Source organism: Rhodoligotrophos sp. CJ14, from assembly GCF_038811545.1.
In the GTDB taxonomy this organism is placed as follows: domain Bacteria; phylum Pseudomonadota; class Alphaproteobacteria; order Rhizobiales; family Im1; genus Rhodoligotrophos; species Rhodoligotrophos ferricapiens.
In genome coordinates this window covers 877,182-899,191 of the sequence record NZ_CP133319.1, presented here as the reverse complement: position 1 = coordinate 899,191, position 22,010 = coordinate 877,182, and the positions used below count along the sequence as shown (strand labels likewise).

Sequence of the window (22,010 nt, the reverse complement as noted above, 5' to 3'; positions counted from 1 at the left end):
CGATGCCAAATTTCATAGATCGCCGCCTTAATCCGAAGGACAAGAGCCTCGGCAACCGGCGACGTTTCCTGAGGCGAGCCCGGGAAGAGCTCAAGCGCGCAGTGAAGGAGCAGGTCAAGTCCGGCAAGATCGCGGACATTGACGCTGAGCAGAGCGTGCCGATGCCCGCCAAGGGCACGAGCGAACCGACCTTCCAGCCATCGCCCAATAGCGGCGAGCGACAATATGTGTTGCCCGGCAATCGCGAATTCGCGCCGGGCGACCGCATCCCCAAGCCCGGGGGCGGTGGCGCATCGGGCAAGGCCGGCGGCACGGGGCAGAGCGAGGACGATTTCCAGTTCGTGCTGTCACGCGAGGAGGTTCTCGATCTTTTCTTCGAGGATCTCGAGCTGCCAGACATGGTGAAGTTGAGCCTCAAGGAGACAGTCGCCTACAAGCCGCGTCGGGCCGGCTACTCGACCGTGGGCTCGCCCACCAACATCAATGTCGGCCGCACCATGCGCAACAGCTTCGGGCGGCGGGTTGCGCTCAGGCGGCCGTCGCTGCACGAAATCGAACGGGTGGCCGAAGAAATCGCCAAGCTCGAAGAAGGTCCGAGCAGTGCCGCCACACGCCAGCAGATCGAGGCACTGCGCCAGGAGCTCGAAAGGCTCGAACGACGACGCCGGCTGGTGCCTTTCGTCGATCCCCTCGATATCCGGTTCAACCGGTTCGAAGCACAGCCACTGCCCAATGCGAATGCGGTGATGTTCTGCCTCATGGACGTCTCAAGCTCCATGGGCGAGCGGGAGAAGGATCTCGCCAAGCGGTTCTTCGTGCTGCTGCATCTCTTTCTCAAGCGGCGCTACGACCGGATCGACATCGTGTTCATCCGACATACGGATGAGGCACGGGAGGTGGATGAGAACACCTTCTTCTATAGCAAGCAGAGCGGCGGCACGGTGGTGTCCACCGCGCTCGAAGAGATGCTGCGCATCATCGAGGAGCGCTACCCGGCACAGGATTGGAACATCTACGCCGCGCAGGCGTCCGACGGGGACAATATCGCCGGGGATTCGGAGCGTTGTTCCGCGCTGCTCAACAACAAGGTGATGCGACTTTGCCAATATTACGCCTATGTCGAGATTATAGACGAGCGCGAGACGGAGATCTTCGGGGCGACCGATAATGGGACCTCGCTCTGGCGCGCCTATCGCACAGTCAGCGACAAGCTGCCCAATTTTCAGATGACCCGGATTGCGAGACCGGCCGACATCTATCCGGTCTTCAGAAAGCTCTTCTCCAAGCAGCCAAACGCGCAAGCGCGAAATTGAGCAGGATCGGAATGGGAAAACGCGCGGTCTCAAAGCTCCTATTTAGCGGTTCCGACTGGAACTTCGCGCTGCTGTCGCGCGCCTATGATGCGATAGAGAGGATCGCGCTCGATGAGCTGAAGCTCGATGTCTATCCCAATCAGATGGAAATCATTTCGTCTGAGCAAATGCTGGATGCTTATTCCTCGGTCGGGATGCCACTGATGTACCAGCACTGGTCCTTCGGCAAGCGTTTCGTGTTCGAGGAGCATGCCTACCGCAAGGGCCATCGTGGGCTTGCTTACGAGCTGGTGATCAACTCCAATCCCTGCATCACCTATCTCATGGAAGAAAACACCATGGCCATGCAGGCCCTGGTGACCGCCCATGCTGCGTTCGGCCACAATCATTTTTTCAAGAACAACTACCTGTTCCGGCAGTGGACCGATGCGAGCGCCATTCTCGGCTATATGGAGTTCGCCAAGAGGTATATCGCCAAATGCGAGGAACGGTACGGAACAGCGGCGGTCGAGGCTATTCTGGACTCCGCGCATGCGCTGATGGAGCAGGGCGTCTTCCGCTATCGCCGACCGCCGCGGCTGTCGACCGAGAAGGAGCGCGAACGGGCCCGCGAGCGGTTGGAGTATGAGGAGCAGACCTTCAACGATCTGTGGCGGACGCTGCCGCAGGTCAACGACAATAACGACAACCACGCTCGGGACGCGGATGACCCCAAAGATAGCTCCGAGCGCCGGCGCTCATTGAAGCTGCCCGAGGAGAACCTCCTCTATTTCCTGGAAAAGAACAGCCTCATTCTGGAGCCGTGGCAACGGGAAATTCTCCGGATCGTCCGCGTGGTCGCGCAGTATTTCTATCCGCAGCGGCAGACCAAGGTGATGAACGAGGGCTGCGCCACCTTCGTGCACTATTTCATCATGAACAGGCTCTATGACCAGGACATGATCACGGAGGGTGCGATGCTGGAGATCCTGCAAAGCCATTCCAACGTGGTCTTCCAGCCGGCCTTCGATGACCCGCGCTTTCCCGGCATCAACCCTTATGCGCTGGGATTTGCGCTGATGCAGGAGATCCAGCGGATCTGCGAGGATCCGACCTCGGAGGATCGCGACTGGTTTCCTCAGATTGCGGGCAGCGGCAACTGGCGCGAGACGCTGCTCGATGCCTGGGCCAATCACCGCGATGAATCCTTCATCCTGCAGTATCTCAGCCCAAACCTGATGCGCAAATTCAGGCTGTTCCTGCTGACCGATCAGGCGCGGAATGATTATCTCGAGGTCGCGTCAATCCATAACGAACGAGGCTATGAGAGGATACGGCAAGCCTTGTCGCGCCGATATGACATCGGCACCAATCAGATCGATATCCAGGTGGTGGACGTGGACCTGTTGGGTGATCGTCATCTGCGCCTGCAGCACAATGTGAAGAACGGGATCGTGCTTGAAGAAGGCAACCGCGACGCCACGCTGCGGCATGTGCGCCATCTCTGGGGTTATAATGTCAGCATGACCGGGATTGACGCGGAAACTGGAGCAAAGCTCTACGAATGCTCCAGCAGCGGCGATTGATCGTGTGAAGAGCCGACTTGGCTATGTCCTGTCGAGAATGGATGGTTTTGGCAGCCACTGTGCACTCGGGCAGGCTAGCTGAACGGATCGTATCAATGCCTGTGGAACGCTCCACCGCTCCTTAAGTCTGGTCGCAGCGCACCGCACCGACCTCCGCCGGATTGAACTATCATCGGGGGATTGTCGGAGCAGGGCTATGAGCATCAACAGAGAAATTTTCTTTGCCAGCGCGAGTGCTGCGCCATTTTCGGAGCACCTCGCCGAGGACCAGATGTCCGGGCTACAAGCGATCCTGAGCCACTGGGAGACCTTCCCGGAAAACCTGGATGAGCGGCATCTCGCTTACATGCTGGCCACGGTCTATCACGAAACCGGCCGCCGATTCATGCCGGTGCGGGAAGGATTTGCGAGCTCGGATGCGGAGGCACGCAAGATTGTCGAGAACCGGCCCTATGGCAAGCCGGATGCGAATGGACATGTCTATTACGGCCGCGGCTTCGTTCAGATCACCTGGCGCGACAACTACAAGAGGATCGGGGACCTCATTGGGGTCGATCTCGTCGATAATCCCGATCTCGCGCTCAATCTGGATGTCGCAACGCGCATCCTCTTTCAAGGCATGACGCGGGGGCTGTTCACCGGAAAGAAGCTGACCGACTATTTCAACTCCTCAAGGGACGACCCGGTCGGCGCACGCGCAATCATCAATATCAATGACAAGGCCGAGCTGATTGCCGGCTATCACCAGGCGTTTCTCGCGGCTATCCATGCAGCGCAGGCGCCGGATGCCCAAACGGCTCAGTCGCCATTCGGCATTCCGCAAATATGGACGGGGGCTGCCACTGCGGCGAGCGGGCTTATCACGGCCGTGCTCGCGACATTGGAGAGCCCTTGGGCCTTGGGCGCGCTCGTGGTTCTTGCGGTCGGGCTCGCGGTTTTCCTGCATGGCCACAGGGCATCACGGCAACACGAACAGGCGCGAGAGCCATCCAGCCAGCCTTCTTGACAGAGATCACGGACGGGGCTCAATCACGTGCGCCGTCCGTGAGCCACCTGAAATTCTTCCGCCTCTCACGCATCTTCTTTGTGGAACCTCTGACCGGTCGCTCGAAATTGCCCTAGGCGCTTCGTTCTTCGCCTATCGGCGGCAACGCTATGGCGAACAAGAGGGCGGCTGCGCAGAGCAAAAGCAAGCCGCCTATCTCATCGTAAATGGCGACGCCAATGATGCCGCCGAGAAGGAACGCGGCCACGGTCCAGGAATGCAGCCAAAGCTTGGCGAGATTGGGGGCCTTGTCAGATTGGGGCGACTTGCCCAGGCGAATGTCCAGCAGCTTGCCGAGCTCGATCCCGATGTCGGTGGCCATGCCGGAGATGTGGGTCGTGCGGATGCGGGCATTCGAGATGCGGGTTACGATTGCGTTCTGAAGTCCCATCACGAAGCTCAAGCCGAGGATGAAAATCGGGCCGGAATGAACAGCCTCGAGCCAAAGATCCGCACATCCGAGAATGAAGAGGAGGAGGGCCTCGGCCAATATGCTGTAAGCGTAGATAGAGCGACCGTGGCGGCGCCTGCCTGCATTGATGAGAAGGCTCGAGGCCAAGGCCCCGGCGACGAACAGGATGACGATGGTGAGATAAAAAAGACCCAAGAGGATGTTCCCCAAAGCAAACTCATGGGACACGAGCGATACGTTTCCCGTCATATTGGCCGTGAAATAGCCTGCGGCCCGAAAACCTGCGGTATTCAACGCTCCGGCAACACCCGCCAGCAGACACGCCAGCCGAAGATCTGCGGCTTGCGTCCTGTCCTCTCCTTCTTCATCCAACATGCGCTCAGCTTGGCTCCCTCTCCAGCACGGGTTAGTCGCGCTGATCAAAACAGAGAATGCCAAGGATAATGCAATCTAAAGTTGAGAAATACGTGTAGAGAACGCCTAGTCGTGGGCTACTCAGTCCTGGGGGATAGATTCGGACGTGGTGCCGCCGCTCTCCGGTGCGGCTGAGCGGTTCTCGTCTGCCGCGAGCTCATATTCCTCCTGGAGCACGTCGGCGACGTCGGCTTGAGAAATGCCGGAGGCTTCGGGATGTTTCGCCAGAAGACGCTCAGCGCTCGCATCGGCGTCCAAGGCCTGGCGCGACTTTGCCTTCTTCTCCACCAATGTGGCGATGTCAACGGCGAGCGGCAGTTTCGGCATCCAGGTCTCCAAAGCAGGTTAGGCCCCGAAGGTGACGGGGATCGACGCACGGTCGTGGGTCAGCATGCCGAAGCAATGACGCCCGTATGTCGAGCACCCGTCATATGGATAATGATGCCGATGAACTCTGGTTCCAGAGCTGACGGATCAGGATGCAATCATTTGCTTGTCAGTTTGCGAGGCCCTCAAGATAGGGTCGTGCGCGATCAAGTGCTCCGGCGCAGGCAGGAACCTCCTGACGAAGGACTGTGTCGAAGCTCGTCATGCCCGTCCATAGGCTGAGCACGGTCCAGAGGCCGCTCACCGGATCATTGCTATAGGTATCGACCAGAACGGGCTGGGCTGCTCTCGCGCAGCTTGTGAGCTCCTGCATCACTTGAGGTGGGGCTCCGAGCCTTTCGAGGCGGCTTGTAAACTCGGTCTGGATAGGCTCGACGATGAAGAGATTAATGAGGAACGCGACCAGTTCACCGAGCATCGGCGACATCCGTACGGGCTGAATGGCGGTTAAAGATCCGACATCGCGCCGTGAGCCGAGCACGCGCGCCAGAGGGGCCCGGATCGAGATATCTTGGCTAGGCCTTAGGGGAAGACCTGTCAAGGCGATCGAGCGCCTCATTCGGTGCAGACGGCGCGGCTTCGCGATGAGGCGGAATTCAAGACAATCGTAAGAGTTGTCTGCAAACGTCTCCACAGCAGCTAACCTCATAGGCAGCCGTAAGGCGACCGCTACAGATGAATGTTCAGTCGTATCGGCAGTTAGGGAGCGTCATCTTCCTGGCTGTCTTGGCCTGCCTTCTGCTTGCGAACAGAAGCGTCGCGCAAGGCGTCACCCAGGCGACGCCCGCACCACAGCTCGTCAGAGTCGGCGTTTACGTCAGTCCACCCTTCGTCATGAAGGAGGGCAATAGCTATTCCGGCATGGCGATCGAGCTTTGGCAGAAGGTCGCTGCCGGCAGTGCCATCGCTTCGGAATTCGTGGAATATCCCACCTATGCGGATCTGGTCGACGCGGTCAAAAACAGCCAAGTCGATGCAGCCGTAACGGATCTCAGCATCACCGAGGATAGAGCGAAGGTCGTCGATTTCTCGCATTCGTGGTTCGATTCGGGCCTGAGGGTCATGGTGCACTCGGATCCGAATTCGAGCATATCGACCATCATCGATGATCTCCGAGAGGCCGGGCATCTCCGAAATTTCGGATGGATCGCTCTCTGCATCATGCTCGGCACGATCATCGTGACGATCATTGACCGCCTATTCGATGAAGAGTTTCCGCAGAGTTGGCGCGAGGGCTTTGCCGAAAATTTCTATCACATGATCTCGCTTGCCACTCAGGGCGAGACATCCCGGAAGAACCTGTTCGGCTGGGTCGGCCGAATCTGGCAGGGCCTGTGGCTGCTGGTCAGCGTTGCGGTTGTGGCCTATGTGACGTCCTCGATCACCAGCGTGATGACCGCATCGCATATCGCAAACCGGATCAACAGCGTGACCGATCTGCACGGAAAAACCGTGGCCGTGCGGGCGGGGAGCGTCGCGGAAAAACACATGAAGCAGCAACAGATCCGGACAGTGCCATTTCCTCATATCGAGGATGCGGTGAATGCGCTGCTCAACCGCGAGGTCAATGCGGTGGTGGCTGACAATCCGGCTTTGGAATATTTCGCCCATACCCATCCGGATCTGCCGCTGGACGTGGTGGGCGATACGTTCGACCCGGAGAAATATGGCTTTGCCTTCCCGCCTGGCAGCGCCCTCACCAAGCCTGTTTCCCTGGGTGTCATTGCGCTGAGAGAGAATGGCGTTCTCGAGGAGATGAAAACCCGCTATTTCGGGTTCGATCCCTAACCTGCCGCAGCGGCAGGGCGCAACGGCTAAAGATGCGTTTGGGAGATGGTGGGGGCGGGAGGCTTCGAACCTCCGACCTCACCGATGTGAACGGTGCGCTCTACCCCTGAGCTACGCCCCCATCTGGCCCTAAGCTCTTGGCTCTGGCCCGCGAAACCGAAGTTCGCCGGAGGTCTTGCGATATAGCGGGCAAGATGGGTGATGGCAACAGCTTCTTGGTGATCCGTCACAGTTTTGGCGGCTCACTATGGGCAAGCCCGCGTTCCAGCAGGTGGCGAACCGCCTGCTCCAGCTCGTCATAGCTGTCGATGATCAGATCGGGCGCGAAGCTTGCGACCGGCTCGGGCGTATAGCCGAAGCTGACGGCGATCACGGGTACGCCTGCCGCTCTGGCGGTCAGGACGTCGGTCTCGCTGTCGCCGATCATCACGGAGCGCGCGAGATCACCGCCCATACGGCGGAGCACCTCGCGATAGCATTCCGGGTCGGGCTTCTTGACCTTGAGGCTGTCGCCGCCGATCACAGCGCGAAACGGCTCGGCACAGTCGAGTGCGCGGAGAAGCTTGAGCGCGGCCTGTTCTGGCTTGTTCGTCAAAATGCCGAGCTGCGCCCCCGCTTCGCGCAAGGAAACCAGCGCCCGCCGGGCTGATGGAAACAGCACGCTTTCATCAGCGATATGGTCGAGGTAATGGTCGAGGAACTCACCATAGAGCTGATCGAGCAGAGCGTCATCCGCCGCCTTGCCTGTCTCGGCGAAGCCCAGGGCCATCAGCGCACGGGCACCGTGACCCACCATATGACGCACGCGCTCGGCCGGAATCGTGCGGCGATCATGACGCAGCAGCACCGCATTCATGGCGTCCGCGAGATCGGGTGCAGTGTCGACCAAGGTGCCGTCCAGATCGAAAATAAGCGAAACGCCCGTGAGATCGCGCATATGGTCTCCTGAATATCTGCCTGCGTCTGACGCATAGCGCCAATGCCATGGTTGCGCAAAGATGGGCTAAGCGATTAAGTCATGACCGAGAGTCGGCGCGGGGCTAAAAGGCGCGCGAGGCAGAAGGGATGCACAAGGAGAGTGCGATGGAGTTCCTGAAAGATAAGTCGCTGCTGAAGGACCGCTGCTACATCAATGGCGAATGGGTCGGCGGTGCCAGCACCATTGACGTGACCAATCCCGCCACCGGTGCCGTGCTCGCCAAAGTGCCGAGCCTCGGGGCGGAAGAAACGCGCCAGGCGATCGAGGCGGCCGAGAAGGCCTTTGCGAGCTGGTCGAAGGCGCTGGCCAAGGACCGCGCCAAGATCCTGCGCCGCTGGTACGAGCTCATGATGGAGAACCAGGAGGATCTCGCGCGGATCATGACCGCCGAAATGGGCAAGCCGTTGAGCGAGGCGCGTGGCGAGGTTGCGTATGGCGCAGGCTTTACCGAATTCTATTCGGAAGAGGCCAAGCGCATTGCCGGTGAAACCCTGCCATCGCATAAGGATGACGCCCGGATCGTGACCATTCGCCAGCCGATCGGCGTGGTGGGTGCTATCACGCCGTGGAACTTCCCAATGGCCATGATCACCCGCAAGGTCTCGCCGGCACTCGCTGCCGGCTGCACGGTCGTTTGCAAGCCGGCAGGCGATACACCCCTGACCGCCCTGGCGCTGGCGGAGCTCGGCGAGCGGGCCGGTATCCCGAAGGGCGTCTTCAACGTGCTCACCGGCAAGGCCTCGCTCATTGGGGGCGAGCTCACCTCGAACCCCATCGTGCGCGCCATCACCTTCACGGGGTCGACCGAGATCGGCAAGGTGCTCATGCAGCAAGCCGCCTCGACCGTGAAGCGCGTCTCGCTCGAGCTCGGCGGCAATGCGCCCTTCATCGTATTCGATGATGCCGATCTCGATCAGGCCGTGGCGGGTGCCATGGCCTCGAAATTCCGCAATGCCGGCCAGACCTGCGTCTGCGCCAACCGCATCCTGGTGCAGGATGGGGTCTATGACACCTTCGCCGAGAAGCTGGCCTCGGCCGTCATGAAGCTCAATGTGGGCGATGGCATGGAAGTGGGCGTGACCACGGGCCCGCTTATCAACAAGGCCGCCGTCGAGAAGGTCGAGGAACATGTGCGTGATGCGGTCGCCAATGGCGCCGAAGTGGTGGTGGGCGGCAGGCCGCATACGCTGGGCGGCAGCTTCTATGAGCCGACCATCCTCAAGAACGTCACCACGCGCATGCTGGTGACGAAGGAGGAGACCTTCGGCCCCGTCGCCCCGCTCTTCCGGTTCAAGACGGAGGAAGAGGCGATCGGGATGGCGAACGATACGGAGTTCGGTCTTGCAGCCTATTTCTATTCGCGCGACATCGGCCGCTGCTGGCGCGTGGCCGAGGCGCTCGAGTATGGGATCGTCGGCATCAATGAGGGCATCATCTCGACCGAGCTCGCCCCGTTCGGCGGTGTCAAGGAATCGGGCCTCGGCCGCGAAGGCTCGCATCACGGTATCGAGGAATATGTCGAGATCAAGTATATGCTGATGGGCGGGCTCAAGGCGTGAGCACAAAAGGCTCAAAGGACGAGCTGAAACGGGCGGCCGCATTGGCCGCCCTCGCTTTGGTCGAGCCGGGCATGAAGCTTGGACTCGGCACCGGCTCGACGGCAAAGCTGCTGGTCGAGGCGCTGGGGCGGAAGGTTGCCGAGGGGCTCGACGTCATTTGCGTGCCCACCTCCGAAGCCACCCGGGCGCAGGCCGAAACGCTGGGAATTCCCCTCACAACTCTCGATGAGACGCCAAGGCTTGATCTTACGATCGACGGCGCTGACGAGGTCGATCCGGCCTTGCGGTTGATCAAGGGGGGCGGCGGGGCTCTGCTGCGGGAGAAGATCGTCGCGTTCGCCTCGACGCGCATGGTGGTGATCGCGGATCAGTCAAAGAAGGTCGGCCAGCTCGGCCGCTTTCCATTGCCTATCGAGGTGACGCCGTTCGGACATGGGGCAACCCGCCTGCATATTGCTGAAGCCGCAGGCCGGCTCGGGATTGCCGGGGAGATCACCCTGCGGATGTGCGATGGTGCGGTGTTCGTCACTGATGGCGGCAATCACATCTATGACTGCGCCTTTGGCCGGATCAACAATCCCGAGGCACTTTCGGAGGCGCTCAATTCCATACCCGGGGTGGTTGAGCATGGTCTGTTCATCGGCCTTGCCTCTGCCGCATTCCTGGCGGGTGCCGATGGTGTGGTGACGCTCAAACCAGAACCTGTCTGACATCCATGACCGAAACGCGCGCCAAATTCAGTGGCGGCCGCAACATCGCGATGAAGCTGCCGCCGGAAGATTTCGTGGATGTGGTGAAATTCTATCGGGACACGCTAGGGCTTCCGATCGACTTCCGCAGTCCCACCAATGTGCTGGTCGAGTTCGGCGAGATCCGGCTGTGGCTTGACCGAATAGAGGGACAGCGGCAGGCGGAACTGTGGCTCGAGGTCACCACCGATGACGCGGATGGAGCGGCCGAGGCGTTGAAGGCCGCCAATGTGAAGCGTTGCGATTCGGTCGAGCCCTTACCGACCGGATTTCGCGGCTTTTGGATTAAGAACCCTGCAGGACTCGTGCATCTCGTGGCCGAGCCCGGGCAGGATGACTGAGGAGCCGTTCATGAGCTTCGATTATGACCTGTTCGTCATTGGCGCCGGATCAGGGGGCGTTCGCGCCGCGCGACTTGCGGCACAGCTCGGCAAGAAAGTAGCCATCGCTGAGGAATTTCGCATTGGCGGCACCTGTGTCATTCGGGGCTGCGTGCCGAAGAAGCTCTTCGTCTATGCCAGCCAGTTCTCGGAAGCCTTCGAGGATGCGGCAGGGTTCGGCTGGAATGTTCCGGAGCCGGAATTCGACTGGCCGACGCTGGTGCGCAACAAGGATCGGGAGATCGAGCGGCTGTCTCAGATTTATCTGCGCAATCTCGATGCGGCAGGCGTCGAGGTCATTCGCAGTCGCGCTGTGCTGGCAGCTCCCAACACAGTCCAACTGGTGGGCGAGGGCAGGGAGGTCTCGGCAAGGGTCATCCTGATTGCAACCGGCGCACGGCCCAACAGGCACCATGATCTTCCCGGGCATGAGCTGGCGATTACCTCTGACGAAGCCTTTCATCTCGAGCGTTTGCCAAAGAGCATCATCATCGGCGGGGCTGGTTATATCAGCGTCGAGTTTGCCGGTATTTTCTCGGGCCTCGGCGTTGAGACCACGATCCTCTACCGGGGGGCTGAAATCCTTTCCGGATTCGATGATGACCTGAGAAAAGCGCTGCGGGCGGAATATGAGCGCAAGGGGATCAAGGTCATTTGCGGCGACTGGCTCACTCGTCTCGAGCGGCAGGGCAAGGATGTGGTTGCGACCACGCTCAAGGGCGACACCTTGCGGGCAGAGCAGGTGATGCTGGCGATCGGCCGTATCCCCAATACGGAAGGGCTGGGGCTTGAGGATCTCGGTGTCGAGCTCGGCAAACGAGGCGAGATCCCGGTCGACGCGCATTCGCGGACAAAGGTGCCCAGCATCTATGCCATTGGCGATGTCACGGACAGAATGGCCTTAACCCCGATTGCGATCCGGGAGGCCGTCGCTTTCGTTGAAACCGTGTTCAAGGGCAATCCCACCGCAGTCGACTACGAGAACGTGCCCACGGCCGTGTTCTCGCAGCCGGAGATCGGTACGGTGGGGTTGACCGAAGCGGCAGCCTGCAAGCGGTTCGGCGATGTCGACGTTTACGAGACGAGCTTCCGGCCGATGAAGCATACGCTTTCCGGCCGGGAGGAGAGGATGATGATGAAACTCATTGTCGAGCCCCGGAGCGATCGGGTGGTCGGCTGCCACATTCTCGGACCGGATGCGGGCGAGCTGGCGCAGGTGCTCGGCATTGCGATCAAGATGGGTGCGACAAAGGCCGATTTCGACGCGACGGTCGCGGTTCATCCGACGGCGGCCGAAGAACTCGTAACCATGCGGGTAAAGCGCGGAAAACCGGCGGCCGCTGCCCAGTAGCGGCTAATGGATATACGTCAGGTCGTGCAGAGAGTCTTTCGTGTGTTCCACGGCTGGGCTATCTGCCTGGTCGTGCGATTGCGGCGCTCCGTCCTCTGCTGAGGAGCGAGGGTGGGTGGCAAGGTAGGTGTTGAACAAGGCATTCGCGATAAGAATCGGTGTGCCAATAGCGGCGCCGATACCCGCAAGAGGAGCATAGATCGGCTCGTATTTTTCGTGGAAGCTCTTGAACGTTGAGAGAATTCCTGAAAGCGACATTTTAAAGTCTCTCCGATTAGAGTTCAGTGCGCGAGCAGCAGCGATCGACAGGACTCGTCCATCATTGCCGGCGTAAAGGGGCGCGCTCGCCGCTCGAGCGCTTGAGCTTTATGAACTGCGAAGTTGCTCTGACGTTCGCAGCAGCCACTGGCCATACCAGAGCGTTCCGCTTTTCTCTGAATCGCGAAACCGCGTCTCAAGGTCTTGCTTGGTCGCATTTTCTTCACGCGAACCGGCATCCACTTCGCTCGAAAATGCTCTAGCCTTTGCGGGGCATTTATTCGCGCGCGAACTGCTGCCGACTCGCTTAAAAATGCTCTAGCTGAGGCAGAATGTATCGTGGTGACCTGCATCCTTGTGATCGTCGCCATCCTTGCCAACGATCACCACCTCCTCCGGCCCTTCATTCAGCTCGTGTACCAGGTCCGCGGCTGCAATTCCGAGCGCCGCCGTGCCCAGGCCCGCCGTGTAGACTGGAACATATCTCAACCAGCCGGTCTCATGATGGGCGAGCTCGACTTCGTTGAGGCGATGGGCAGTATCAATAATAGCACCAGGGATCATCGTGGGATCCTCGCTATGAAATAGCTTAGCATGATTTACAACTTGGAGTAGTGGATACAGGCTTATGAGGGGCCAGTCAGCTTAATTTTCGTTCACCCCATACCCTCGCTGGATTGTTGGACGCATCGGCGCTAAAAGGCCCGGTGTTCATGTCACCGTGAGAACCGCTGCTCTGATGACCGACGAGACGCTCCAAGCCCCGAACAGTGCCGGGATCGACTATCGCGAGACGCTGTTCCTGCCCAAGACGGATTTCCCCATGCGCGCGGGTCTGCCGCAGAAGGAGCCGGAGATCCTTGCGCGCTGGCAGCGGATCGGCTTGTACAAGCGACTGCGGGAAGAGGCGCGTGGACGGCCGAAATATCTGCTCCATGACGGGCCGCCTTACGCCAACGGCCATCTTCATATCGGGCATGCACTCAACAAGATCCTGAAGGATGTGATCACCCGGTCACTGCAGATGCTCGGCTATGACTCGAATTATGTGCCGGGCTGGGACTGCCATGGGCTGCCGATCGAATGGAAGATCGAGGAGGAGTACCGCGCCAAGGGGCTCAACAAAGACCAGGTTGCGATCAACGATTTTCGCCAGGAATGCCGCGAATTTGCCGAGAAGTGGGTCGGCATTCAGTCGGAAGAATTCCAGCGCCTGGGTGTGACCGGGGACTGGGATCATCCCTACCTCACGATGAGCTTCAAGGCGGAAGCGCAAATTGCGCGTGAGCTTATGAAATTTGCCGAGACTGGCCAGCTCTATCGCGGCTCCAAGCCGGTGATGTGGTCGGTGGTGGAGCGCACGGCGCTGGCCGAGGCGGAGGTTGAGTATCAGGACTATCAGTCCGATATGATCTGGGCGAAGTTTCCGGTGGTGAGCGAGGGACCCCTCAAGGGCGCTTTCGTCGTCATCTGGACCACCACGCCCTGGACCATCCCGGGCAACCGCGCCATTTCCTTCTCATCGAAGGTCGCTTATGGCCTCTATCAGGTCACGGCTGCGCCTGAAGGCAATTGGGCGAAGGTCGGCGACACATTCGTTCTGGCGGATAAGCTCGCCGACGAGGTGCTGAAGCAGGCGAAGGTCGAGGCCTATGAGCGGCGCGGCACGGTTACAAGCGCCGATCTGGCCCAGGCGCTTGCTCATCATCCGCTCAGGGATCTCGGCTACGGGTTCAACGTGCCGCTGCTCGATGGCGAGCACGTCACCGACGAAGCGGGGACTGGCTTCGTTCATACGGCGCCGAGCCATGGCACTGAAGATTTCGAGGTCTGGACCGAGCATCAGCGGGAACTGGAGCAGCGCGGCATCGATCCTACCATTCCGTTTACGGTAGATGCGGATGGCTACTACACCCGGGAGGCACCAGGCTTCGAGGGGCGGCGGGTCATCACCAGCAAGGGCGAGAAGGGCGATGCCAATGATGCGGTGATCAAGGCGCTGACCGCGGCCGACATGCTGATCGCCCGGGGGCGGCTCAAACATCAGTATCCCCATTCCTGGCGGTCGAAAAAGCCAGTCATCTTCCGCAACACGCCGCAATGGTTCATTGCCATGGATCGTGACATCGGCGGTCCTGGCGACACGCTTCGCCGTCGGGCGCTCAACGCGATCGCCGCGACCGAGTTCACGCCGCAAACAGGCCAAAACCGGCTGCGCGGCATGATCGAGAACCGGCCGGATTGGGTGATCTCGCGACAGCGCGCCTGGGGCGTGCCGATCTGCGTGTTCGTCAACCGGAATACGGGCGAGATCCTGCGCGATCCCAAGGTCAACGAGCGCATCGTCCAGGCCTTCGAAGCGGAAGGCGCCGACGCCTGGTTCCATGAAGATGCTGCCAGCCGCTTTCTCGGCAGCGAACACAAGCTGTCCGATTGGGAGCAGGTGACCGACATTCTCGATGTGTGGTTCGATTCCGGCTCCACCCACGCCTTCGTGCTGGAGCAGCGGGATGACCTCAAGCCCAAGCGCCGGATGGAGGGCGGTGAGGATCGGGTCATCTATCTCGAGGGGTCGGACCAGCATCGCGGCTGGTTCCACTCCTCTCTGCTCGAATCCTGCGGCACCCGTGGCCGCGCCCCTTATGACGAGGTGGTGACCCATGGCTTCGTCATGGCCGAGGACGGGCGCAAGATGTCGAAGTCGCTCGGCAATATTGTCGCCCCGCAAGATGTGATCCGGCAGCACGGCGCGGATATCCTGAGGCTGTGGGTGATGTCGGCCGATTATGAGGATGATCTCAAGATCGGGCCGGAAATCATCAAGGCCAATGTCGAGGCCTATCGGAAGCTGCGCAATACGCTGCGCTACATGCTCGGCGCGCTTGCGGAGTTTGATGAGAGCGAGCGGGTGCCGGTCGAGGAGATGCCCGAGCTCGAGCGCTATATCCTGCACAAGCTCTGGGAGCTCGACAGCCAGGTGCGTGAGGGCTATCGGGCTTATGATTATCGCCGCATCTATTCGCGGCTGTTCAATTTCTGCACGATCGAGCTCTCCGCCATCTATTTCGACATCCGCAAGGATGCGCTCTATTGCGATCCCTTGTCATCGCTACGCCGGCGGGCCTGTCGCACGGTGATGGACGCGCTGTTCTCGTGCCTCACCGCCTGGCTCGCGCCCATGATCGCCTTCACGGCGGAAGAGGCCTGGCTTGCCCGCTTCCCGTCTGAGGACGGCTCGGTGCACTTGCGCAAATTCCCGGAGGTGCCGGAGAGCTGGCGCTCGGAAGAGATCAATGCGAAATGGGAGGCCGTGCGCGAGGTGAGGCGCGTGGTGACCGGGGCGCTCGAGCTTGAGCGGGCCGCGAAGCGGATCGGCTCCAGCCTCGAAGCTGCGCCGGTGGTCTATGTGTCGGATCCCAAGCTCATGGCCGCGCTCGATGGGGTTGATCTTGCCGAAATCGCCATCACCAGCGATGCGCGGCTCGAAGCCGGCGAGGGGCCAGAGGATGCCTATCGGCTGAGCGAGGTGCCTGGGGTTGCGGTTGTACCGGCGCTCGCGGAAGGACGCAAATGTGCGCGCTCCTGGAAGATCACGCCGGAGGTCGGCTCCGACCCCGAATTCCCGGATATCACGCCACGGGATGCGGAAGCGGTTCGCGAATGGCTTGGACGCAGGCAGGGGGTGGCGAGCGCATGACGGAAGGCTCCTTGTCAGAGCAGCGTTCTGATCGCTTGAACGTTTCAGTGCGGCGCGGCTGGATAATCGCCTTGCTTTGCCTCGCGGTTGACCAGGCATTCAAGTGGTGGATGCTCGCGGTTTATGACATTGCGGCGCGCGGCGTCGTGCAGGTCACCAGCTTCTTCGATCTGGTTCTCGTGTGGAACCGAGGGGTGAGCTATGGCTGGTTCACTCAGCACAGCGCCGCCGGACGATGGTTGCTTGTCGGCTTGAGCCTTGCGGTGATCATCGGACTTAGCATCTGGCTCAGCATCAATCGCCGCCCGCTCGCCAATTTGGCGCTCGGCATGATCGTCGGCGGGGCGGTCGGCAATCTCATTGATCGCCTCGTGCATGGGGCGGTTGCCGATTTTTTCAGCTTCCACGCCTTCGGCTATAGTTGGTACGTGTTCAACATAGCGGATGTCGCGATTGTTGCGGGGGTGGCCGCGCTTCTGTATGACTGCTGGCAAGAAGGACACGGAACTGACCAATAACGCTGGTCATGGTTTCGCCGCAGTGACATAGGAGGCTGCGGCACGAAGAGGGAAGAGTCGGGGGCTTGCGCGGATGTGCATTCGCGCGCTGCGTCCTCCAGGAAGCTAGAATGGAGCGCATCAGAGTGCTGAAAATCTCCGCAGCGGCAGGATTGTTGACCGCCGCCAGCCTGCTTATGGGCGGCTGCTCCGGCGGGTCCGGCGTGACCGACATGCTTGGCATGGGAAAAACGGTCCCGGATGAGAGAGAGGTGCGCACTCACCAGGTGCTGTCGATGCCGCCGGACTTGACGCTCAAGCCGCCGGCACCAGCGGGTGCGGATAGCGGGACGCCGAACGTGGCCGCCGAAGCCGCTGCCGCAGCGGTCGGATCGCAAGCCCTACACACGCCGCCGGAAGAGGTTCTCCAACAGGCCGCAGCGGCTCCACAGGCCCCGGCCGCACCACGGGCGCAGGCGGCCAGCGGGCATACCGCGTCGATCACGCCGGCTCAACCCAGCGCGCCTGTCCAGACCGCGACGGCCACGGCCCCAGCGCAGGACGTCTACCAGCAGTACGGTATTTCAAAAACCAATCCGGATGGCACGCCGAAGAGCGAGGCGCAGCTGTCGAAGGAACTGAAGCAAAAGCGTCTCGAGCGCGAGCGCGCCAAGAACCCGAATTACGGTTCGATCTGGAATATCGGCAATCTGTTTTCCGATTAATAGGCCCTCTTTGAACGACAAAATTGTTTAGGTTGACTTATTTAAGTCGGATTGCTCATTCAACTTTAAATTGCGTTTTCCCTGGGAAGGGCCCCTTAGGGCTCTTCGGCCATCTTACCAAGTTTTTAGTGGACGCCAGAGGAGTGGCCCCTCACTTTGGCCGTTAATCCGTACCCTCAAGAGGCATGCATGACGATATCCGTGCGCCCGACCTTCCTCGCTTGGCGATTGGCACTGCCATCGCTCGTCGCCGGGCTTCTCGTCGCCATCAGCCTGCTGTCCGCACTGCATGCGCAGGAAGAGCCGCCGCTGTTTGCCGATGTCTCCACCTTCAGGCTGGACAATGGCATGGACGTGGTGGTTATCCCCGATCATCGCGCGCCAGTGGTCACGCATATGGTCTGGTATCGTGTCGGCGCGGCGGACGAGCCGCCGGGAAAATCAGGAATTGCTCATTTTCTCGAACATCTGATGTTCAAGGGCACGAGCAAAATTCCGGCGGGCGATTTCTCGAAGATCATCCGTCAGCATGGCGGTGAGGACAACGCCTTCACCAGCTCCGACTATACGGCCTATTTCCAGCGCATCGCCAAGGAGCAGCTGCCCATGGTGATGGAGATGGAGGCTGATCGCATGGCCAATCTCAAGCTGACGGCTCAGGATGTGGAGACCGAGCGCGATGTCATCCTGGAGGAGAGGCGATCACGGATCGACAACGAGCCCGCGGCGCGGCTGATGGAGCAGATGGACGCGGCGCTGTTCCTCAACCATCCCTATCACAAGCCGGTCATCGGCTGGATGAATGAGATGGAGAAGCTCAGCCGGCAGGACGCGCTCGATTTCTACAAGCGCTTCTATACGCCCGCCAATGCCATTCTGGTCGTGGCCGGCGACACGACGCCGGAAGAGGTGCGCAAGCTTGCTCAGACCCATTTCGGCAAGCTCCAGAATACCGCCGAGCCCGGTCCGCGCGAAAGGTTGAAGGAGCCTACCCCCGAGGCGCTGCGGCAGGTCATCTTACGCGATGCCAAGGTGCCTGATCCTAGGCTTTATCGGGACTATCTTGCCGTTGCCGCCCGTCACGCGGAAGCGGGAGAGGCGCCAGCCCTCGATGTGCTCGCGGGGATTCTCGGCGGTGGTCCCACCAGCATGATCTATCGCGATCTCGTGATGGAGAAGAAGCTCGCCAGCTCAGCCTCCGCCTGGTTCGACGGTGACAAGCTCGATTATGGCACGTTCGGGATCTATGCCTCGCCGCTGCCGGGTGTCGATCTCGCCGCGGTCGATAAGGCCATCGATGATGTGATCGTGCGGGTTCAGGCCGGCGAGATCACGGATGAGGATCTTGCGACTGCCAAGTCATCGCTCATCGCTCAGGCGATCTATGCGCTGGACAGCCAGATGGGGCTTGCGCAGGTGTTTGGGACTGCCCTGACGACCGGCCAGACGGTTGAGGACGTCCGCAGCTGGCCGCAGCGCGTCCACCGGGTGACGAAGGATCAGGTGGTGGCGGTCGCGAAGAAATATCTGCAGCCGGAGCGTCAGGTCTCTGGGCGGCTGATGCCGGTTGACGGTGCCGCCGAGCCTGCAGCTCATAGCGAGACTGCGCCGCCGGCTGAGGCTCCGGAAACGGATATGCCCGCCAGCGCACCCGCCAAGCAGAAGGATGGCCAGCCGTGAACATGATCAACCAGTTCAAACGCCAGGCTTCAGCGCTCGGCGCAGTGCTCGTCCTGGCCTTCAGCCTTGCAGGTCACGCGCAGACAGCCGAGGCGGTCGAAATTCAGGAGGTCAAGAGCCCGGGCGGCATTACCGCCTGGCTCGTGCAAGATGAGACCGTGCCGATCATCGCCATGGATTTCGCCTTCCACGGGGGCAGCTCGATCGAGCCGGCTGATCGGCAGGGATTGTCCAATTTCCTGTCGGCAACGCTCGATGAAGGCGCGGGCGACATGGACTCGCAGGCCTTCCAGAAGGCCCTCGAGAATACCGCGACAAAGCTGTCCTTCGAGGCGGATCGCGACAATTTCATGGGCAGCTTTCAAGCCCTCGCCACCAATCGCGATGAGGCGTTCCGGCTTTTGAAGCTCGCGCTCAATGAGCCCCGCTTCGATAAGGATGCGGTCGATCGCATGCGGGCGCGGCTGCTCGCTTCCTTGCGCAACGATGCCAGCGATCCGCAGGTGATCGCCACGAATAGCTGGCTCAAGCTCGCCATGGGGGATCATCCTTATGTGAATGATCCGCAAGGGACCATTCCGGGCCTTCAGGCGATCACGCCCGATGATCTCCGCAATTTCAGGAACCGGCTGATGAACAGGGCCGGCCTCAAGGTCGCAGTGGTCGGGGCGATTGATGCGAAGACCCTCGCGCCGCTGCTCGATGAGGTGTTCGGACGCCTTCCGGAGAAGGCTGATCTGCCGTCCATCCCGGAAGCCAAGGTGCGCAGCAGCGCGGCCCTGGAGGTGGTCAAGTTCGACGTGCCGCAGAGCGTCATCGTGTTCGGCACGCAGGGGCTCAAGCGGCGCGATCCGGACTTCATCCCCGCCTTTGTCATGAACTCGATCCTGGGCGGTGGCGGTTTTGGCTCGCGCCTCGTCGAGGAGGTGCGGGAGAAACGAGGCCTGACCTATTCGGTCTATACCTCGCTCTGGCCCCTCGATCGTGTGGGCCTGCTGATCGGCGGTGCGGCTACGCGCAATGACCGCGCGGCGGAAACGGTCGAGATCATCAAGGCTGAGATCGCGCGCATGGCCAAAAATGGCCCAACCGAGAGGGAACTCGAGGATGCCAAGACCTATCTGGTCGGCTCCTATGCGCTGCGGTTCGACAGCAATGCAAAGATCGCGCGGCAGCTGCTCGGTCTTCAGCTCGACAATCTCGGGATCGATTACATTAACGAGCGTAACGGGCTGATCGAGGCGGTGACCCTGGAGGATGTGAGGCGGGCTGCCAAGCGGCTGCTCGGGTCTGATCAGTTGCTGTTCACAGTCGTCGGGCAACCCGATAATCTCACCAGCACCGGCGGCTGATCATATGGAGAGGGGGGCATGCCGAGCATCCGCAGGCTGCCAGAGGGGGTCGTCAACCGCATCGCTGCGGGCGAGGTCATCGAGCGCCCCGCCAGCGTCGTCAAGGAACTGGTGGAGAACGCGATCGATGCCGGCGCCCGCCATGTCGACGTGCTGTTCAATGATGGTGGCCGCAGCCTGATCGAAGTCCGCGATGACGGTATTGGCATGACGGCGGAAGAGCTTGACCTCGCGGTCGAGCGCCATGCCACCTCCAAGCTCGCGGATGAGGCCCTCCTGTTGATCGACACGCTTGGCTTCCGCGGGGAGGCCTTACCATCGATCGGCGCGGTCTCACGGCTTGCAATCACCTCGCGGCCGCAATCGGGGGGTGATGCGCATCGTGTGCGGGTTGAAGGCGGCACCAAGCACCCGGTTCGGCCCGCGGCGCTGGGGGCAGGCAGCCTCATCGAGGTCCGCGATCTCTTCTTCGCGGTCCCCGCCCGCCTCAAATTCCTCAAATCGGAGCGAGCGGAGACGGCCGAGGCGATCGAGGTGATGCGGCGGCTGGCCATGGCCCATCCCCGCATCGGATTCACCTTCACCACCTCCGAACGCCGTGTTCTCAATTTCGCTGCGCTTGCCGAGACGGAGGAGGCGTTCCAGCGCCGGCTGGCAGAGATCATGGGGCGCGAGTTCACGGATAATTCCGTTGTGGTCTCAGGCGAGCGGGAAGGGGTGACACTGCGCGGCTATGCCGGCCTGCCAACGCTCAACCGCGCCTATGCCACCATGCAATTTCTGTTCGTGAACGGCCGGCCGGTGCGCGACCGCCTGCTCTTGGGTGCGCTGCGAGGCGCTTATGGGGATCTCGTGCCGCGGGGCCGGCATCCGCTCGCGGTCCTGTTCATCACCTGCCCGCCGGAAATGGTCGATGTGAATGTGCATCCGGCCAAGGCCGAGGTGCGGTTTCGCGATCAGGGGCTGGTTCGCGCCCTGGTGGTGGGCGCCCTTCGCCAAGGGCTCGATGAGGCGGCAAAACGCGCAACCGGAACCATTGCGACCGCAGCTTTGGCCGCGGCAAGGCCCATGGGCTCGCCGTCTCATGGACGATCTGGATCCGGCGGCCTCTCTCGCTCCTACGCGGCAATGCGGCCCTTGCCAGTACAGGCTGAGGCCGCCTTTGCTTTTCAGGCGCCGGCGATCGGGTCCGCGGTGATGATGCCGGGGCTGGCTGAGCCCAGTGCCGCCGCCTGGACCGTCAATGATATCGAGGAGCCCGAGGCTCAGGTCGAGGGCGCACCGCTCGGGGCGGCGCGCGCGCAGGTGCATGAAAATTACATCATTGCGCAGACCAGTGACGGCATCGTCATCGTCGACCAGCATGCCGCCCATGAGCGGCTGGTTTATGAGCGCCTCAAGGCCTCGCTCGCCGAAACGGGAATCGCGCGGCAGCCGCTGCTGGTGCCGGAGGTGGTCGAGCTCGACGAGGCGGCCGTGGGCCGCCTTATCGACGCGGAGGAGGTCCTTGCCTCGCTCGGGCTTGTCATCGACAGTTTCGGGCCAGGCGCCGTTTGCGTGCGCGAGGTGCCCGCGCTCATCGCGGGGGGCAATATTGCCAAGCTCGTGCAGGAGCTCGCGGACGAGCTTACGGACGCCGGCGGCTCAAGCGTTTTGCAGGATAGGATCGAGCATGTGCTCGCCACCATGGCTTGCCATGGCTCGGTCCGCTCCGGCCGGCGACTGCGCCCAGAAGAGATGAACGCGCTGTTGCGGGAAATGGAGGCCACGCCCAATTCCGGCCAGTGCAACCATGGCCGGCCGACCTATATCGAGCTCAAGCTCAGCGATATCGAGAAGCTGTTCTCGCGGCGATAACG

At 61.1% G+C, this 22,010-nt stretch carries 20 protein-coding genes and 1 tRNA gene; 14 read left to right on the top strand and 7 right to left on the bottom strand.

All coding sequences use genetic code 11. The features are described from left to right. Positions 1 to 2: 2 nt before the first annotated feature. The 3 genes from RCF49_RS04105 to RCF49_RS04095 all read left to right on the top strand — a co-directional run bounded on the left by RCF49_RS04105 (position 3) and on the right by RCF49_RS04095 (position 3,884). Positions 3 to 1,313, top strand: coding sequence for a YeaH/YhbH family protein (locus tag RCF49_RS04105; RefSeq protein WP_342642774.1), 1,311 nt, complete (start codon positions 3 to 5; stop codon positions 1,311 to 1,313). Positions 1,314 to 1,324: 11 nt separating this feature from the next. Then, positions 1,325 to 2,878, top strand: a complete 1,554-nt coding sequence (locus tag RCF49_RS04100; RefSeq protein WP_342642773.1) for a SpoVR family protein — start codon at positions 1,325 to 1,327, stop codon at positions 2,876 to 2,878. A gap of 196 nt (positions 2,879 to 3,074) precedes the next feature. After that, positions 3,075 to 3,884: a glycoside hydrolase family 19 protein gene (locus RCF49_RS04095; RefSeq protein WP_342642772.1), complete on the top strand. Its 810-nt coding sequence runs from the start codon at positions 3,075 to 3,077 to the stop codon at positions 3,882 to 3,884. 112 nt (positions 3,885 to 3,996) lie between these two features. Here RCF49_RS04095 and RCF49_RS04090 read toward each other — a convergent pair whose 3' ends face one another. The 3 genes from RCF49_RS04090 to RCF49_RS04080 all read right to left on the bottom strand — a co-directional run bounded on the left by RCF49_RS04090 (position 3,997) and on the right by RCF49_RS04080 (position 5,554). Continuing rightward, positions 3,997 to 4,710 carry a YoaK family protein gene (locus RCF49_RS04090; RefSeq protein ID WP_342642771.1) on the bottom strand — a complete coding sequence of 238 codons (714 nt, stop codon included), beginning with the start codon at positions 4,708 to 4,710 and terminating at the stop codon, positions 3,997 to 3,999. A 120-nt stretch (positions 4,711 to 4,830) separates the two neighbouring features. Next, positions 4,831 to 5,076 (bottom strand): hypothetical protein, encoded by a 246-nt coding sequence (locus RCF49_RS04085; protein ID WP_342642770.1) that lies wholly within the window; start codon positions 5,074 to 5,076, stop codon positions 4,831 to 4,833. Between the two features lie 169 nt (positions 5,077 to 5,245). Next, entirely contained in the window at positions 5,246 to 5,554 is a 309-nt protein-coding gene (locus tag RCF49_RS04080) for a hypothetical protein (RefSeq protein WP_342642769.1), read from the bottom strand. Between the two features lie 257 nt (positions 5,555 to 5,811). Here RCF49_RS04080 and RCF49_RS04075 point away from each other — a divergent pair, with 257 nt between their 5' ends. Beyond that, positions 5,812 to 6,924 (top strand): transporter substrate-binding domain-containing protein, encoded by a 1,113-nt coding sequence (locus tag RCF49_RS04075; protein WP_342642768.1) that lies wholly within the window; start codon positions 5,812 to 5,814, stop codon positions 6,922 to 6,924. Positions 6,925 to 6,970: 46 nt separating this feature from the next. Here the strand turns inward: RCF49_RS04075 and RCF49_RS04070 are convergent. Next, positions 6,971 to 7,045 (bottom strand) — tRNA-Val (locus RCF49_RS04070). 105 nt (positions 7,046 to 7,150) lie between these two features. Then, entirely contained in the window at positions 7,151 to 7,861 is a 711-nt protein-coding gene (gph, locus tag RCF49_RS04065) for a phosphoglycolate phosphatase (RefSeq protein WP_342642767.1), read from the bottom strand. 146 nt (positions 7,862 to 8,007) lie between these two features. Here gph and RCF49_RS04060 point away from each other — a divergent pair, with 146 nt between their 5' ends. From RCF49_RS04060 to gor, 4 genes are read left to right on the top strand one after another with little or no spacing between them, the layout of a single operon-like run. Then, on the top strand, positions 8,008 to 9,462 hold the full coding sequence (locus RCF49_RS04060) for an NAD-dependent succinate-semialdehyde dehydrogenase (protein WP_342642766.1): 1,455 nt from the start codon (positions 8,008 to 8,010) through the stop codon (positions 9,460 to 9,462). After that, a complete protein-coding gene (gene rpiA / locus RCF49_RS04055; protein ID WP_342642765.1) occupies positions 9,459 to 10,172 on the top strand; it encodes a ribose-5-phosphate isomerase RpiA in 714 nt (237 codons plus the stop codon). Before RCF49_RS04060 ends, rpiA begins: the two co-directional genes overlap by 4 nt. Before the next feature lie 5 nt (positions 10,173 to 10,177). Beyond that, positions 10,178 to 10,552, top strand: coding sequence for a hypothetical protein (locus RCF49_RS04050; protein WP_342642764.1), 375 nt, complete (start codon positions 10,178 to 10,180; stop codon positions 10,550 to 10,552). Between the two features lie 10 nt (positions 10,553 to 10,562). Continuing rightward, positions 10,563 to 11,942 (top strand): glutathione-disulfide reductase, encoded by a 1,380-nt coding sequence (gene gor, locus RCF49_RS04045; RefSeq protein ID WP_342642763.1) that lies wholly within the window; start codon positions 10,563 to 10,565, stop codon positions 11,940 to 11,942. A gap of 3 nt (positions 11,943 to 11,945) precedes the next feature. On the opposite strand, the gene RCF49_RS04040 is transcribed toward gor, so the two are convergent. Further along, on the bottom strand, positions 11,946 to 12,200 hold the full coding sequence (locus tag RCF49_RS04040) for a hypothetical protein (protein ID WP_342642762.1): 255 nt from the start codon (positions 12,198 to 12,200) through the stop codon (positions 11,946 to 11,948). A 318-nt stretch (positions 12,201 to 12,518) separates the two neighbouring features. After that, positions 12,519 to 12,764, bottom strand: a complete 246-nt coding sequence (locus RCF49_RS04035; protein ID WP_342642761.1) for a hypothetical protein — start codon at positions 12,762 to 12,764, stop codon at positions 12,519 to 12,521. Positions 12,765 to 12,939: 175 nt separating this feature from the next. Here RCF49_RS04035 and ileS point away from each other — a divergent pair, with 175 nt between their 5' ends. The 6 genes from ileS (at position 12,940) to mutL (ending at position 22,008) form a co-directional block, all read left to right on the top strand. Beyond that, a complete protein-coding gene (ileS, locus tag RCF49_RS04030; protein ID WP_342642760.1) occupies positions 12,940 to 15,897 on the top strand; it encodes an isoleucine--tRNA ligase in 2,958 nt (985 codons plus the stop codon). Beyond that, positions 15,861 to 16,415 carry a signal peptidase II gene (gene lspA / locus RCF49_RS04025; protein WP_342642759.1) on the top strand — a complete coding sequence of 185 codons (555 nt, stop codon included), beginning with the start codon at positions 15,861 to 15,863 and terminating at the stop codon, positions 16,413 to 16,415. Before ileS ends, lspA begins: the two co-directional genes overlap by 37 nt. 110 nt (positions 16,416 to 16,525) lie before the next feature. Then, complete coding sequence (locus RCF49_RS04020) at positions 16,526 to 17,119, top strand: DUF3035 domain-containing protein (RefSeq protein WP_342642758.1); 594 nt, start codon at positions 16,526 to 16,528, stop codon at positions 17,117 to 17,119. A 189-nt stretch (positions 17,120 to 17,308) separates the two neighbouring features. Then, the gene (locus RCF49_RS04015) at positions 17,309 to 18,799 is read left to right on the top strand and encodes a M16 family metallopeptidase (RefSeq protein WP_342642757.1); all 1,491 of its coding nucleotides are present in this window, start codon (positions 17,309 to 17,311) and stop codon (positions 18,797 to 18,799) included. Between the two features lie 2 nt (positions 18,800 to 18,801). After that, complete coding sequence (locus tag RCF49_RS04010; RefSeq protein ID WP_342644114.1) at positions 18,802 to 20,151, top strand: M16 family metallopeptidase; 1,350 nt, start codon at positions 18,802 to 18,804, stop codon at positions 20,149 to 20,151. 18 nt (positions 20,152 to 20,169) lie between these two features. After that, a complete protein-coding gene (gene mutL, locus RCF49_RS04005; protein WP_342642756.1) occupies positions 20,170 to 22,008 on the top strand; it encodes a DNA mismatch repair endonuclease MutL in 1,839 nt (612 codons plus the stop codon). Positions 22,009 to 22,010 lie beyond the last annotated feature (2 nt).

Coding starts and splice junctions, on each gene's coding strand:
- RCF49_RS04050 (WP_342642764.1), top strand. CDS start 10,178: ATGACCGAAACGCGCGCCAAATTCAGTGGCGGCCGCAACATCGCGATG.
- RCF49_RS04080 (WP_342642769.1), bottom strand. CDS start 5,554: ATGCTCGGTGAACTGGTCGCGTTCCTCATTAATCTCTTCATCGTCGAG.
- gph (WP_342642767.1), bottom strand. CDS start 7,861: ATGCGCGATCTCACGGGCGTTTCGCTTATTTTCGATCTGGACGGCACC.
- gor (WP_342642763.1), top strand. CDS start 10,563: ATGAGCTTCGATTATGACCTGTTCGTCATTGGCGCCGGATCAGGGGGC.
- RCF49_RS04090 (WP_342642771.1), bottom strand. CDS start 4,710: ATGTTGGATGAAGAAGGAGAGGACAGGACGCAAGCCGCAGATCTTCGG.
- RCF49_RS04020 (WP_342642758.1), top strand. CDS start 16,526: ATGGAGCGCATCAGAGTGCTGAAAATCTCCGCAGCGGCAGGATTGTTG.
- ileS (WP_342642760.1), top strand. CDS start 12,940: ATGACCGACGAGACGCTCCAAGCCCCGAACAGTGCCGGGATCGACTAT.
- lspA (WP_342642759.1), top strand. CDS start 15,861: ATGGCTTGGACGCAGGCAGGGGGTGGCGAGCGCATGACGGAAGGCTCC.
- mutL (WP_342642756.1), top strand. CDS start 20,170: ATGCCGAGCATCCGCAGGCTGCCAGAGGGGGTCGTCAACCGCATCGCT.
- RCF49_RS04040 (WP_342642762.1), bottom strand. CDS start 12,200: ATGTCGCTTTCAGGAATTCTCTCAACGTTCAAGAGCTTCCACGAAAAA.
- RCF49_RS04100 (WP_342642773.1), top strand. CDS start 1,325: ATGGGAAAACGCGCGGTCTCAAAGCTCCTATTTAGCGGTTCCGACTGG.
- RCF49_RS04095 (WP_342642772.1), top strand. CDS start 3,075: ATGAGCATCAACAGAGAAATTTTCTTTGCCAGCGCGAGTGCTGCGCCA.
- RCF49_RS04075 (WP_342642768.1), top strand. CDS start 5,812: ATGAATGTTCAGTCGTATCGGCAGTTAGGGAGCGTCATCTTCCTGGCT.
- RCF49_RS04015 (WP_342642757.1), top strand. CDS start 17,309: ATGACGATATCCGTGCGCCCGACCTTCCTCGCTTGGCGATTGGCACTG.
- RCF49_RS04010 (WP_342644114.1), top strand. CDS start 18,802: ATGATCAACCAGTTCAAACGCCAGGCTTCAGCGCTCGGCGCAGTGCTC.
- RCF49_RS04105 (WP_342642774.1), top strand. CDS start 3: ATGCCAAATTTCATAGATCGCCGCCTTAATCCGAAGGACAAGAGCCTC.
- RCF49_RS04060 (WP_342642766.1), top strand. CDS start 8,008: ATGGAGTTCCTGAAAGATAAGTCGCTGCTGAAGGACCGCTGCTACATC.
- RCF49_RS04085 (WP_342642770.1), bottom strand. CDS start 5,076: ATGCCGAAACTGCCGCTCGCCGTTGACATCGCCACATTGGTGGAGAAG.
- RCF49_RS04035 (WP_342642761.1), bottom strand. CDS start 12,764: ATGATCCCTGGTGCTATTATTGATACTGCCCATCGCCTCAACGAAGTC.